Genomic DNA, 14,210 nt, shown 5'->3' on the forward strand with positions numbered 1-14,210 from the left:
CTCCAAGCAGTCTTAAACGCGCCCAGCACCTGGACGCGCCACTTCAATCAATCGGCGCAGCACTTAAAGTTTGTCTGGAGCACAACGGATCGAGACCGGCGCCGTTCATCACCGCACCAGCCTCGTTTCGCAGTGTCCCCACACTGCCTTCAGCGCGCTCGCCACTCCCCCAAACGCCCCCGCAAACGGGCCGCGCACTGGCTGTGTAACTGGCTGACCCGCGATTCACTGACGCCAAGGACTTCACCGATTTCCTTGAGGTTCAGCTCTTCGTCGTAGTACAGCGCCAACACCAGTCGCTCACGCTCCGGCAAATTGGCAATCGCGTCCGCCAGCGCCGCCTGGAAGCGTTCATCTTCCAGATCGCGTGACGGCTCCATATGCGCACTGGCGCCATCCTCGTGCAGACCTTCGTGTTCGCCGTCCTGCAACAGGTCGTCGAAACTGAACAGGCGACTGCCCAAGGTGTCATTCAGAATCCCGTAGTAATCGTCGAGACTCAATTGGAGTTCGGCCGCAACCTCGTGATCTTTAGCGTCACGGCCGGTTTTAGCTTCAATCGAGCGAATCGCGTCGCTGACCATCCGGGTATTGCGGTGAACCGAGCGTGGCGCCCAGTCCCCTTTGCGCACTTCATCGAGCATCGCGCCGCGGATTCGAATGCCCGCGTACGTTTCGAAACTGGCGCCTTTGCTGGCGTCGTATTTGGTCGACACTTCGAGCAAACCGATCATCCCGGCCTGGATCAGGTCTTCGACCTGCACGCTGGCCGGCAGGCGTGCCAGCAAGTGATAGGCAATGCGCTTGACCAGTGGCGCGTAGCGCTCGATCAATTCGTATTGCGCGTCACGCGCCGACTTTTTGTAAAGATTCATGCCACTGGCGGTCATATCACAGGCCCTGCGGTTTGCTGCACGAGACGCTCGACGAAAAATTCCAGATGACCGCGCGGGTTGGCGGGCAGCGGCCAGGTGTCGACCTTCTGGGCGATGGCCTTGAAGGCCAGCGCGCACTTGGAACGGGGAAAGGCTTCGTAGACGGCGCGCTGCTTCTGCACCGCCTTGCGCACGCTTTCGTCATACGGCACGGCGCCGACGTATTGTAGGGCGACGTCGAGGAAGCGATCCGTGACCTTGGTCAACTTGGCGAACAGGTTGCGCCCTTCCTGCGGGCTCTGCGCCATATTGGCCAGCACGCGGAAGCGGTTCATGCCGTAGTCGCGATTGAGCAACTTGATCAGCGCGTAAGCGTCGGTGATCGAAGTCGGCTCGTCACAGACCACCAGCAACACCTCTTGCGCGGCGCGAACGAAACTGACTACCGAGTCACCAATACCCGCAGCGGTGTCGATCACCAGCACGTCGAGATTGTCGCCGATGTCGCTGAACGCCTGGATCAGGCCGGCGTGTTGGGCCGGGCTCAGGTGCACCATGCTCTGCGTGCCGGAGGCCGCCGGCACGATGCGAATCCCGCCCGGGCCCTGCAACAGCACGTCGCGCAGTTCGCAACGGCCTTCGATAACGTCGGCCAGTGTGCGCTTGGGCGTCAGCCCCAGCAGAACGTCGACGTTGGCCAGGCCCAGGTCGGCGTCCAGCAGCATGACCCGACGGCCAAGCTCTGCCAGCGCCAGCGACAAGTTCACTGACACGTTAGTCTTGCCGACGCCACCTTTGCCGCCGGTCACCGCGATCACCTGTACGGGATGCATGCTGCCCATGTTATTTCTTTACCTTGTCTTGCATAGACGGAGGCCACATTACTGGCTGCGCGTTCCCGATCGGAACAATGCGTGGCAGACCATCGATGTAGGTACAAAAACTGTTCATGATTACCTCAGCCAACCTGCTTGGTCGGGCTGTGATAGATATCAGCGAACATGTCAGCCATGGCTTCTTCGCTGGGTTCTTCCTGCATTTGCACGCTGACGGCGCGGCTGACCAGTTGATGACGGCGCGGCAGATGCAGATCATCCGGAATCCGTGGGCCATCGGTCAGGTACGCGACCGGCAATTCATGACTGATCGCCAGGCTCAACACTTCGCCGAGACTGGCCGTTTCATCCAGTTTAGTCAGGATGCAACCGGCCAGCCCGCAACGCTTGTAACTGTGATAAGCGGCGGTTAGAACCTGTTTCTGGCTGGTGGTTGCCAGCACCAGATAATTTTTCGAGCGAATGCCACGCCCGGCCAGGCTCTCAAGCTGCATGCGCAACGCCGGATCACTGGCCTGCAGCCCGGCAGTATCGATCAAAACCACGCGTTTGCGTAGCAGTGGATCCAATGCCTGGACCAGCGACTGGCCCGGATCGACGTGGGTCACCGGCACGTTGAGAATGCGCCCGAGGGTTTTCAGTTGTTCCTGCGCGCCGATGCGGAAGCTGTCCATGCTCACCAGCGCAACATTCTGCGCGCCGTACTTGAGCACATAACGCGCGGCAAGCTTGGCCAGCGTGGTGGTCTTGCCCATGCCGGCCGGGCCGACCATGGCAATCACACCGCCCTCTTCCAGCGGCTCGACTTCCGGTACGGCAATCATCCGCGCCAGATGCGCCAGCAGCATGCGCCAGGCCTGACGCGGCTCTTCGATATCGGTGATCAGCGCCAACAGATCACGCGACAGCGGGCCCGACAGGCCGATGCGCTGCAAACGGCGATACAGATTGGCCTGGGCCGGACGGCTGCCTTGCAGCTGATTCCAGGCCAGGGTGCCGAGCTGCACTTCCATCAGCTCGCGCAGGCTGTTCAATTCAAAACGCATCGAATCCAGTGCTCGCGGATCGACACCCGCCGAGGCCTGCGCAGGCGCTGCGGCCGGACGCGCCGGGGCAGCGTAGGTTGGCTCGCTCAGCGGCTCGGCAGCGGTCAGCGGCAGGCCTGCGGTCAATGGCAGCCCGGCGAACAATTGCTGATTGGTGTTGCCGTCGGCTTCGCCACGCAGGCTCAGTTCGGCCTGGGCGGTGACGATGCGCGACTGGGTCTTGCGCAGTTCGTCTTCGAGCTCCATGTTCGGAACCCGCGGCGCCAGCGCCGACAATTTGTAATCCAGTGCCGCCGTCAACTCGACGCCGCCGGCGATGCGGCGGTTGCCGATGATGGCGGCATCAGCGCCCAGCTCATCGCGAACCAGCTTCATGGCCTGACGCATATCGGCGGCGAAAAAACGCTTAACTTGCATAAACCACTACCTCAGCCGTTGGGCCCTACTGTCGCAACGATGGTCACTTGCTTGTTGTCCGGTACTTCCTGGTAGGCCAGCACATGCAGCCCAGGGACTGCGAGGCGGCCAAAGCGCGAGAGCATCGCGCGAATCGGGCCTGCTACCAGCAGGATCACCGGTTGGCCTTGCATTTCCTGCCGCTGGGCCGCTTCGATCAACGAACGTTGCAGCTTCTCGGCCATGCTTGGCTCCAGCAGAACACCCTCTTCCGAGCCTTGTCCTGCCTTCTGCAGACTATTGAGCAATATCTGTTCCAACCTTGGCTCCAATGTGATCACAGGCAGCTCGGACTCAGTGCCTACAATGCTTTGGACGATGGCGCGGGATACGCCGACCCGCACGGCGGCGACCAGAGCGGCGGTATCTTGACTCTTGGCGGCGTTGTTAGCGATCGCTTCGGCGATGCTGCGAATGTCGCGCACCGGCACGTGTTCGGCGAGCAGCGCTTGCAGGACCTTGAGCAACTGCGACAGCGACACCACGCCCGGCACCAGCTCTTCAGCCAGTTTCGGCGAGCTCTTGGCCAGCAATTGCATGAGTTGCTGCACTTCTTCGTGGCCGATCAGCTCGCTGGAGTGCTTGTACAGAATCTGGTTCAAGTGCGTGGCGACCACGGTGCTGGCGTCAACCACGGTGTAGCCGAGCGATTGCGCCTGGGCGCGCTGGCTGATTTCGATCCACACCGCCTCGAGGCCGAAAGCCGGATCTTTGGCGTTGATACCGTTGAGCGAGCCGTAGACCTGGCCGGGGTTGATCGCCAGTTCGCGATCCGGGTAGATCTCGGCCTCGGCGAGAATCACGCCCATCAGGGTCAGGCGATAAGCGCTCGGCGCCAGATCGAGGTTGTCGCGGATGTGCACGGTCGGCATCAGGAAGCCCAGGTCCTGCGAGAGCTTCTTGCGCACGCCCTTGATCCGCGCGAGCAATTGCCCACCCTGATTGCGGTCCACCAACGGGATCAGGCGATAGCCGACTTCCAGACCGATCATGTCGATCGGCGTGACGTCGTCCCAGCCCAGTTCTTTGGTTTCCATGGCGCGAGCCGGCGACGGCAGCAGTTCCTGCTGACGCTTGACCTCTTCCAGCGCCACGACCTTGGCGACGTTCTGCTTCTTCCAGAACAGGTACGCGCCGCCCGCGGCCAGCGCTGCCATGGTCAGGAAGGAGAAGTGCGGCATGCCCGGCACGAGGCCCATCACCGCCATCAGACCAGCGGCGACGGCCAGCGCTTTCGGCGAAGCGAACATCTGGCGGTTGATCTGCTTGCCCATGTCTTCCGAGCCGGAAGCACGGGTCACCATGATCGCCGCCGCTGTCGATAACAACAGTGATGGCAATTGCGCCACCAAACCGTCACCGATGGTCAACAACGCGTAAACCCGGCCGGCGTCGCCAAAGCTCATGCCGTGTTGGAAGATACCAACGGCCATGCCGCCGATGAGGTTGATGAACAGAATCAGCAAACCGGCGATGGCGTCACCGCGGACGAACTTGCTGGCACCGTCCATCGAGCCATAGAACTCCGCCTCTTGGGCAACTTCCTGACGGCGCGCCTTGGCCTGGTTCTGGTCGATCAGGCCGGCGTTGAGGTCGGCGTCAATCGCCATTTGTTTGCCGGGCATCGCATCGAGGGTGAAACGCGCGCTCACCTCGGAAATCCGCCCGGCACCCTTGGTTACCACGACGAAGTTGATGATCATCAGGATCGCGAAGACCACGATACCGACCACGTAGTTACCGCCGATCACCACCTCACCGAAGGCCTGAATCACCTTACCGGCCGCGGCGTGGCCGTCCTGACCGTGGAGCATCACCACCCGCGTCGAGGCCACGTTCAACGCCAGGCGCAGCAGCGTTGCCACCAGCAGAATGGTCGGGAACACCGCGAAATCCAGCGGCCGCAGCGCATATACGCAGACCAGCAGGACGACGATCGACAGGGCAATGTTGAAGGTAAAGAAGACGTCGAGCAGGAACGGCGGCACCGGCAACATCATCATCGCCAGCATGACCAGCAGCAACAACGGCACGCCCAGATTGCCTCGACTGAGGTCGGCAACGTTGGTGCGTGCTGTATTGAATAACTGAGTGCGATCCACCGGTTTTCCCCGTTCCTTTAAAGCAAACTTTTGACGCCCCGAACGGGCGCAGGGCGGCTACTGCAAGAAGCTTTCCAACTTTCGCGATTGATTGAAACAGACAGGGTGTTGAACGCGACCACTGTAGGAGTGAGCCTGCTCGCGATGAGGACTTTTCAGTCAATGCATTTACATCAGACAGACCGGTATCGCGAGCAGGCTCACTCCTGCAGAGGACCGCATTCCAGATGTCAGATTGAAATGCCTTCCAGACTGTGGGAGCGAGCCTGCTCGCGAAGGGGCCAGTGAAATCAGCACAAAGTGCCCTTTAAACCGAGGAGTTCAAAAGACACTTCAGGACACGCCTTTGAGGCCACAAATCCTTGGCGCCATTGCCTACACCCAAACCAGAATCCGCCGGCTTGTGCGCCTTGGGGGCGGGTTCTATTGTGGTCCGGTCGCTGACGAATCAGCGATCGGGTCTCGCAGCCCGTCGATCTCTGGACGCACATCACCCGTTTTTTTATGGCGGCTGTACGTGGGAGACCTTCGGGTCTGCCGTTCTAGAGTTCCGGTCTGCGACCCGCGTATAGCTGCCCCTCGACCACTACCTCTACCCACCCGGCTCCACGCAACCACCGTTAAGCCTCTGGTCTATGGACGTCGTTACCGCTGATAAGGCGCTTGCAACTGACGATGCTTTTTCGGGCGAGGCGTCCGCGAAGGTGACCGCTCGTCGGATATCACCGCACACCTGTCAAGTCTGACAGGTGTGCATTCACGCCAAGTCGCGTTAACTCGTTCCGTCACTTCCCGTCGGAGCCGTCTCCATGTCCAGCCCCCAAAAACCCCTGCTACTCGCAGAACTTGGCATTCCTGGTCGCAGCAAGGACCCGGTGTCGAAGGATCCCGATGTCTGGGGTATCAACATCGCCGCCGCGTTGGACAACTTTCCGTATCACGGCCTGCGGTGCGAGGCGGGGCCGTGGGGAAATATGGCGAGTGGCGACAGGCTGACGATATTTTGGGGCACCGGGCACAACGTGCTGACCCAGACCGTCCTCAAGGATGAGGTCGATACGCAACTGCGCATGTTCGTGCCTTCGCGGCACATGGTCGACGGCGAGTTTGCGGTGTCCTATTCCGTCAAGCCGCTGGGCGGCACAGATCAACCGTCCGAAGTCATGCAGGTGCTGGTCAAGCTGACGCGCCCGGGTGGCCACGATAACAACGGTGACGACGGCCATTCCAGGCTGATCATGATCATTGCGCAGGAGATTCTTGACGGCGGCATCCACGAGGGCAACGTGGCCGCTGGCGTGGACATCAGCATTGGCAAGGCCGACGGCACACCGCCCTATCCCTTCGCCGCGGCCGGCGATATTTGCCGCGTGAGTTGGGGTGGAATCTTCGTGCTCAGTGCTCCACTGACCCAGGACCAGGCCGAAGGCACGGCGCCGATCATCGTGAAAATCAAAGAAGATATCATCCGTGAAGCGGGTGATGCCGGTGGTCCAGGGATCCCCGGAGTGGCCGTGGTGTTCGAGGTGTACGACAAGGTTTTCAACCGTTCCGAGGACTGGAGTCCTGAACAGCGTGTGGTGGTGGCCGTTCATGCGACCCGGCTGGGTGCGCCGTTGCTCAAGGAGGCGCTGAACAACGTGCTGGACGTCGACCAATTGGGCGACGCCGATGGCACCGTGCAAGTGGTCGCCACAGACAATGCCCACTTCAAAATCGGTGACATCCCGTTCATCAAGATCAAGGGCACGCCGGTCGAAGGTCCACCGATTGATCTGGAAATAGAAGGCCTCCCGCTGATCAGCGTGCCGAGCGTTGTTGAAACCAAGGCCCCCAATGCCGTGCTGCGTCAGTTGGCCAAGTCCCAGATCACCGTGTCTTACCGCCTGAAAAAAGCCGATGGCAGCGCCGACCTGATATCCAACGGCCAATTCATCCGCGCCATCGGCGAAGTCCAGCGCCTGGCCGCGCCGATCATGCTGGACGAGAACTCCGGGGCGCTGGATCCCGCACTGCCCCAGGTGCGTCTCGAAATCCCCTTCGACAAATCCTTTGCCGAAGGTCAGGAGCTCAACATATTCATGCTCGGCACCACGTCAGGCCTCAAGCCCTACCTGCCTGCTCTGCCAACGCGCCCCATCACCCACAACGACATCGTCGCAGCCAAACCGCTGTCGTACAGCATTGACGGCAACCACCTGACCCCGGTCAACGGCGGCACGGCGGAGTTCTACTACCAACTCCTGATCCCGAGCGCGGCGTTCGCCAAGCTGGACGCGTACCAGGCCTCCCACGCCATTCGCGAGTCGATCCACACCGACATCCTGCGAGTCGGCAAACCACGCCGGGAACTGCCCGAACCGGTGGTGGCCGGCGTGGTGGACGGCGTCCTGCCCGCCGACACCCCCGGCACCACCGCGACGATCATCTACACGGAAACGGTCAAAGGCGATGAAGCGTTCATGTTCTGGGTCGGCTCGATCACCGGTGAGTATCCCGACTCGATCAAGCTGAACGAATTTACCGCCGGTAAGGAAATACCGTTCACCATCCCGGCCGCGATGATCAAGGACAACGAAGGCGGGACGGTGGTGGCCAGGTACGAAATCAAGCGTGCGGATGGGAGGACCAGTTATGCCGAGCCGCTGGAGTTTCGTGTCGGCGTGGCGCTGGATCTGAAAGAGCCGAAAATCAAGCAAGCCCCGAACGACACCAGCCTTGACCCACTGGAGGCCCAGAACGCACTGACCTCCGTGATCAACTATGACGGCATGCTGGTCGGCGACAGGATTATCGTCCGCTTGACCGGCGCCCCCGGAACGCCGGCTGCCGGTTCGCACACCACCGAGCCATGGCCCGTCACCACCGTCGGCCTGCAGGAAATACCGCTGGCCGTCTCGGTGATCGCCTTCAACCTCGCCAAGTCCATCACGCTGGATTACACGGTTACGCGCAGCACCCAGGATCCGAAAGAGTCGCGGATTCGTGCGCTGGCGGTGTCGCCCATTGCGCAAAGCGATTTGCCCAAGCCGTTGATCGTGCAGGCCTCCGAACAAGGCGAAGGGCCGGAGCTGGACGTCAGTCAATTGACCACCAACGCCACCCTTCGCGCGAACAGTTATCCGCACATTGCGCTGAAACAATATGTCTGGCTGAAAGCGAAAGGGACATTGAAAGGCGGGGGCGACTACTTGAAAACCTTCTGGCAACCGCCGGGTTCGCATGTCAGCGCGACATGGATTAATCAGGGTTTTTACGCCCAGAACGGCTTTCCGCTGCCGGACTTGCAAAGCCTGGAAGATGGCAGAGACCTGGAATTGGAGTTCAAGGCAGGTTTTGGCGGCACTCAAGTCGAGACAGAGGCCGTTACGTTTGCCCTACGGACTTACAGGATCAAGGCCTACGAAAACGTTGTGCCGACCCTCGGCTCGGTAAAAGGCTCACCCAGCGGGGATGAAATCCCTCACGGCGGCCTTACGGTGGAAACTGCCGTCACCCTGAGCGGCGTCGCGGCCAAAGGCCAGAAGGTCGAAATCTTTGACGGCACGGTCTCCAAAGATCAGGCAACGGCACATGCCACAACCGGTGTCTGGACGCTGCTCGTCAGTGCCCTGGCTGTGGCAGCGCACAGCTTTACCGTCAAGGCTTTGTACGGCTCCGGCGCCGTGTCGGCAGCCAGAACACTGACCGTGACGCCGGTTGTCGTCCCTACGCTGAGCAACGTGCTTGACGACAAGAACGTTGAAATCCCCGAGGGACAAACTACCGTCAGCACCGCCCTGAAGCTCATAGGCACCGCGAGCAAGGGCCAGAGAGTCGAAATTTTTGAAGGAAACGGCCCGAGCCACACCTCCAAGGGGGTGGCCACCGCCTCGACAGCAACAGGCATGTGGGAGTTGCCTATTACTGTTGCAGTGGGTGCCCGGAGGTTATACGCAGGATCGCTGTATACATCGTCCCCGCAATGGTCAAATGTGCGCACACTGACCGTAACGGAAGCCACCGCTCCGACACTGGACAATGTATTGGACGACAAAGGGGTGGTAGTGCCAAAGAATACAAACACTCTCAGTACGTCTCTGACACTCAAAGGCAGCGCCAGCATCGGTCAGAAAGTCGAAATATTCGACGGTACGACTTCCATAGGTGAAGTCACCGCGACATTGGGTATTTGGGAAAAGCTGATTACAGGTCTGAGCCTTACCTCGCACACATTCACCGCTAAAGCAGTTTACGGTTCTGGAGCTGTCTCGACCGCGTGGAAGGTCACCGTGCAAGCATTCACGCTGGATCGGTCGCCCATGAATCTCAATGGTTTATGTTTGATTCTGGATCCATCCAACTCACCCAGGTGGAAAAAATCGGGCGCTGTAGAACCAGGTACCACGCAAACTCGCCGTCCGACAGTAGCAGCAGAACCGGTTAGTTACGTGTCATCCAATCCATCGATCACATCAGTCGACTCCTCTGGAAAAGTAACCAGCGTAAACAAAGGCAAATCAATAATCACTGTAACTGACGCGAGATTGAATTCAGGAACCTACGAAGTGAACGTGACCAATGTTCATCGCATCACAATCCGCCGTGGCACCGTAACGTCCGCACAAGGAAATGCTTGGATTGCCTCTGTTGGTGGTATCAACGGCGGAGAATATGTAATGAACACACTGCAACGCTTGTGCTCGAATGATGGCGAACTAGGAACTCAGTACACTGGATCGACTACGAGGTTTTATGCCGTCGAATCTCACTCGTCTCAAGCCTATCTAATGGGTATTGATAGTGGTGGGGATGTGTCTCGTAACAGTGTGGTGGCCATGATTCCTGTTTAATTGTGCCTCTTGGCGATGTCGGGGACGTTATGGGAACAGATAACGATTACTGACCTGTATTCAGTGATGTTCTTCAATAAGGCAGATTACGTTGGTTTAACAGGAGCAGACCATGTTTCATCCTAGTCTTTATCTCTTAAACTCATATATTCAAAAGACATCCAGACACGCCTTCGAGGCTACACCTCCTTGCGCCATTGCCTACAGGGACGCACAAAGGGGAATTTAACCAGTGATTTAAACAGCGGGACTTGATCGAGATTTACTGCTGACCGGTATTGCCCTTTCGCGAGCAAGCTCGCTCCCGCAGGGAAACGCATTCCAAATGTGGGAGCGAGCTTGCTCGCGAAGGGGCCAGTGAAGTCAGCGCAAATCGCCTTTTAAACTCAGGCGTTTAAAAGACACCTTCAGACACGCCTTTCAGGCTACAAATCCTTGCGCCATTGCCTACAGCCAAGCCAGAATCCGCCGGCTTGTGCGCCTTGGGGGCGGGTTCTATTGTGGTGCGGTCGCTGACGAACCAGCGATCGGGTTTAGCGACTCGAACTCAAGTCAAAGGTGCATCGGCGTTCCAGGCTTCGTTGCGGATCTGTATTTTCGCGATTTCGTCATGGTGGCTGTATGCGGGAGACCTTCGGGTCTGCCGGGTGCCTTTGACCGGTTCGCTAACCTGCGTACAGCCGCCACCCTCCTGTTTAGCGACAGGTTGTAGCGGCTCCACAAAGGAACTTCACCATGATCAAACCAACACCCAACCCACCCGAAACAGACCCCACCTCCCCCTACGAATCCCTCGACTCTAAAAAACTCCACCAAGCCGCCGACCGCGCCCTCGACCACTACCTCTGCCCACCCGGCTCCACGCCACCACCCTTCAGCCCTCGCGCCATGTACGCCGTCACCGCCGACACCAAAAACGAAGACCTGCTGGCCAACGCCTGCGAAACCCTTGCCTCGGCCAAAACCATCGCCCAGGAATTCGCCGGACTGGTGAAACCGTCGCAGCGCCGGACGCTGATGGGCATCGCGCAGCTGATCATGCTCGGCGAATTGGCGGTGAATCGGGTGCTGGATAATCTGGAGTTGCCGGGTTGACGCAGGCATTGGGGACACCAGTTGATTGATCCAGCGTCAATTCTGACGCCTTCGCGAGCAGGCTCGCTCCCACCGTTGAACGGCTTCCAAAGTGGGAGCGCGAATACTGGCTAAGGCCCAACACAAAACCTTGAGGCAGAAAAAGCCCGCTGCCCCCTTTCAATCGGGGCGGCGGGTTGCAGATCACTACGCCGTTAAAACCTGTTCAGGGGTAATCGGGCCGAAACCGAGATTCTTGCCGTTGATATAGCGCGCGCCCTTGAGCAGCTCCGTACCCTCGATAACGACGACCGCGTCCTGCGTGTACATAAACGTCACCACCGATACCGGCGTCGTACGCTCCGGCAGCCCCCAAGACACTTTTGTCCGCTGCTCTATGAGGGTCAGTGCCCAATCAAACCAAATGATGGGGAGGTCTTCGATCCTGATTTCGCGCTCCGGATCTTCCCAACGAAAGTCCTGCCGCGCCGTCATCAAAAGCGCACTTCCCTCAATGACGAATTCCGGCTTGCCAAATCGCCTCTCCATTTCATCGTTGATCCAGCCATCCAGGTACAAATCCGGATCGGTGAAGAGTTCGAAAAGCATCGCACTGTTGACGATTTTTCCTGCAGAACCACCAATCACACTGTAGTGATTGTGGTACGCCAAACCCTCCAGCTCCGGCCGAATCGCGTTGCTCGACACCTCCAGGTAATTGGCGCTGTAGGCGTTGGCCATCTGCTTGAAATGGGTGAAGTCCAGCATCAACTTGAAAGTCACGGTGTAACCGATTGCGCGATCGGCTGTACGTTGTTCCAACACTCCCGAGACGAATTCAACCTCCATACCTTGCAACTTTATATAGGGCTGGTCTGCCATGATTGCTTCCTCTGAAACCCGATGCAGGCGCCGCTCCCTGGTACTCGCATCAAATGATCAGAGCGACCAATGCAGGGAAATGCCGGGAGAATTCCCATGGCAATGAGAGCGCCGGCGGGCGCGGCCGTCTACTGTCAGACTTGACAGGTTGAGAGGTTTTCCAGACAGACGGTAACCGTCAGGAATCGCGCCGCAGATCAGGCGGAATCGGCAAATCATCCTTGAGCGGATCCGGCCGTTTACCCTTGCCCGCCTGGTGTTGGCGGATCTGGTAGACGTAAGCCAATACCTGCGCTACGGCCAGATACAGCCCGCCGGGGATTTCCTGCTCCAGTTCGGTGGAGTAGTAGATCGACCGGGCCAACGCCGGCGATTCGAGGAGCATGACGTTGTTGGCGACGGCGATTTCGCGGATTTTCAGGGCGATGAAGTCGCTGCCCTTGGCCAGCAGCACCGGCGCGCCGCCCTTCTCCGAGTCGTACTTGAGGGCGACGGCGTAGTGGGTCGGGTTGGTGATGACCACATCGGCTTCGGGGATCGCCGCCATCATCCGCCGCTGGGACATTTCGCGCTGGGTCTGGCGGATGCGCTGCTTGACCTCGGGGCGGCCTTCCTGGTCCTTGTGTTCGTCGCGCACTTCCTGCTTGGTCATCAGCAGTTTCTTGTGCGCTTCCCAAAGCTGCACCGGCACGTCGACGGCGGCGATGATGATCAGGCCGCAGGCCAGCCACAGCGTGCTCCAGCCCACCAGCAAAACGCTGTGGATGATCGCCATGTCCAGTGGCTCGTGGGCGATGCGCAGAAAGTCATCGACGTCGGCGGACAACACCACCAACGCCACGCCCAGGGTAATCAGAAACTTCGCCAGTGCCTTGAGCAGTTCGACCACAGCCTTGAACGAAAACATGCGCTTGAGGCCGGCGGCCGGGTTCATCCGGCTGAATTTGGGCGCCAGGGAGCTTGCGGCGAACAGCCAGCCACCGAGGGAGATCGGGCCGATCACGGCGGCGAGCAACAGGGTGATCATGACTGGCTGAATCGCCAGCAAGGCAATCAACCCTGACTCCAACAGAAAACGGCCCATGGCGCCTTGGTCCATGACCACTTCACGGGACAGGGTGAAGTTCAGGCGCATCACGTCCATCAGTTCTTGCGCGAGCATGCCGCCAAAAATCAGCAGCGCAGCGGCACCGGCCATCATCACCGCAAGGGTGTTGAGCTCTTTGGAACGGGCAATCTCACCCTTCTCTCGGGCATCCTTTTTACGTTTGTCCGTGGGGTCTTCTGTTTTGTCCTGACCGCTTTCGCTCTCTGCCATGACTCAGCGCGCCCGTGCCAGTTCGCGTAGCAACTGCAAGGCCTCGCTGGCCAGCGGTTGATACTGGTTGAGAATGTCCGCCAGACCCACCCAGACGATGAACAGGCCGAGCACCATGGTCAGCGGAAAACCGATCGAGAAGATGTTCAGTTGCGGCGCGGCGCGGGTCATCACGCCGAAGGCGATGTTGACCACAAGCAACGCGGTGATCGCTGGCAGCACCAGCAGCAACGCGGCGCCAAGCACCCAGCCGAGTTTGCCGGCCAGCTCCCAGTAATGCTCAACCATCAGACCGCCGCCGACCGGCAGCGTGGTGAAGCTTTCAGTCAGGACTTCGAACACCACTAGGTGGCCGTTCATCGACAGGAAGAGCAGCGTCACCAGCATGGTGAAGAACTGACCGATCACCGCCACCGAAACGCCGTTGGTAGGGTCGATCATCGAAGCGAAGCCCATACCCATCTGCACCGCGACAATCTGCCCGGCAACGGCAAAGGCCTGGAAGAACAGTTGCAGGGAAAATCCGAGCACGGCGCCGACCAGAATCTGCTCGCCGATCAACAGCAGACCGCTGAGGTCAAGCGGGCTGACGGCGGGCATCGGCGGCAGCGCCGGGGTGATGACCACGGTGATCGCCACGGCGAAATACAGGCGCACGCGGCGCGGGATCAGGGTGGTGCCGAACACCGGCATGACCATCAACATCGACGCCACGCGAAACAGCGGCAACATGAACGACGCCACCCAGGTGCTGATCTGGGTGTCGGTCAACTGAAGCAGCGATTGCAT

9 protein-coding genes are annotated in these 14,210 nt (G+C 59.5%); 2 read left to right on the forward strand and 7 right to left on the reverse strand.

What is annotated here, in order from left to right; translation table 11 throughout:
* Positions 1–149: 149 nt before the first annotated feature.
* The 4 genes from fliA to flhA form a co-directional block, all read right to left on the reverse strand.
* Positions 150–890 carry an RNA polymerase sigma factor FliA gene (gene fliA / locus BLU71_RS13710; protein ID WP_016771059.1) on the reverse strand — a complete coding sequence of 247 codons (741 nt, stop codon included), beginning with the start codon at positions 888–890 and terminating at the stop codon, positions 150–152.
* A complete protein-coding gene (fleN, locus tag BLU71_RS13715; RefSeq protein WP_016771060.1) occupies positions 887–1,717 on the reverse strand; it encodes a flagellar synthesis regulator FleN in 831 nt (276 codons plus the stop codon). The genes fliA and fleN overlap by 4 nt, the downstream gene beginning before the upstream one ends.
* Positions 1,718–1,833: 116 nt before the next feature.
* Positions 1,834–3,174, reverse strand: coding sequence for a flagellar biosynthesis protein FlhF (flhF, locus tag BLU71_RS13720; RefSeq protein ID WP_042607545.1), 1,341 nt, complete (start codon positions 3,172–3,174; stop codon positions 1,834–1,836).
* 11 nt (positions 3,175–3,185) lie between these two features.
* A complete protein-coding gene (gene flhA, locus BLU71_RS13725; protein WP_064365467.1) occupies positions 3,186–5,315 on the reverse strand; it encodes a flagellar biosynthesis protein FlhA in 2,130 nt (709 codons plus the stop codon).
* 809 nt (positions 5,316–6,124) lie between these two features.
* On the opposite strand from flhA, the gene BLU71_RS27570 reads away from it, so the two are divergent.
* On the forward strand, positions 6,125–10,147 hold the full coding sequence (locus tag BLU71_RS27570; protein WP_197680930.1) for a hypothetical protein: 4,023 nt from the start codon (positions 6,125–6,127) through the stop codon (positions 10,145–10,147).
* A gap of 735 nt (positions 10,148–10,882) precedes the next feature.
* Positions 10,883–11,242, forward strand: coding sequence for a DUF6124 family protein (locus BLU71_RS13735; RefSeq protein WP_042607541.1), 360 nt, complete (start codon positions 10,883–10,885; stop codon positions 11,240–11,242).
* Positions 11,243–11,428: 186 nt separating this feature from the next.
* On the opposite strand, the gene BLU71_RS13740 is transcribed toward BLU71_RS13735, so the two are convergent.
* The 3 genes from BLU71_RS13740 to fliR all read right to left on the reverse strand — a co-directional run bounded on the left by BLU71_RS13740 (position 11,429) and on the right by fliR (position 14,210).
* Positions 11,429–12,103 (reverse strand): hypothetical protein, encoded by a 675-nt coding sequence (locus BLU71_RS13740; protein ID WP_064362057.1) that lies wholly within the window; start codon positions 12,101–12,103, stop codon positions 11,429–11,431.
* 178 nt (positions 12,104–12,281) lie between these two features.
* Positions 12,282–13,421, reverse strand: a complete 1,140-nt coding sequence (gene flhB, locus BLU71_RS13745; protein ID WP_039761196.1) for a flagellar biosynthesis protein FlhB — start codon at positions 13,419–13,421, stop codon at positions 12,282–12,284.
* 3 nt (positions 13,422–13,424) lie between these two features.
* Positions 13,425–14,210, reverse strand: a complete 786-nt coding sequence (gene fliR, locus BLU71_RS13750) for a flagellar biosynthetic protein FliR (protein ID WP_064362059.1) — start codon at positions 14,208–14,210, stop codon at positions 13,425–13,427.

This window comes from Pseudomonas moraviensis (assembly GCF_900105805.1).
Classification (GTDB): domain Bacteria; phylum Pseudomonadota; class Gammaproteobacteria; order Pseudomonadales; family Pseudomonadaceae; genus Aquipseudomonas; species Aquipseudomonas moraviensis_A.

Coding starts and splice junctions, on each gene's coding strand:
- fliA (WP_016771059.1), bottom strand. CDS start 890: ATGACCGCCAGTGGCATGAATCTTTACAAAAAGTCGGCGCGTGACGCG.
- fleN (WP_016771060.1), bottom strand. CDS start 1,717: ATGGGCAGCATGCATCCCGTACAGGTGATCGCGGTGACCGGCGGCAAA.
- flhF (WP_042607545.1), bottom strand. CDS start 3,174: ATGCAAGTTAAGCGTTTTTTCGCCGCCGATATGCGTCAGGCCATGAAG.
- BLU71_RS27570 (WP_197680930.1), top strand. CDS start 6,125: ATGTCCAGCCCCCAAAAACCCCTGCTACTCGCAGAACTTGGCATTCCT.
- BLU71_RS13735 (WP_042607541.1), top strand. CDS start 10,883: ATGATCAAACCAACACCCAACCCACCCGAAACAGACCCCACCTCCCCC.
- BLU71_RS13740 (WP_064362057.1), bottom strand. CDS start 12,103: ATGGCAGACCAGCCCTATATAAAGTTGCAAGGTATGGAGGTTGAATTC.
- flhB (WP_039761196.1), bottom strand. CDS start 13,421: ATGGCAGAGAGCGAAAGCGGTCAGGACAAAACAGAAGACCCCACGGAC.
- fliR (WP_064362059.1), bottom strand. CDS start 14,210: ATGCAATCGCTGCTTCAGTTGACCGACACCCAGATCAGCACCTGGGTG.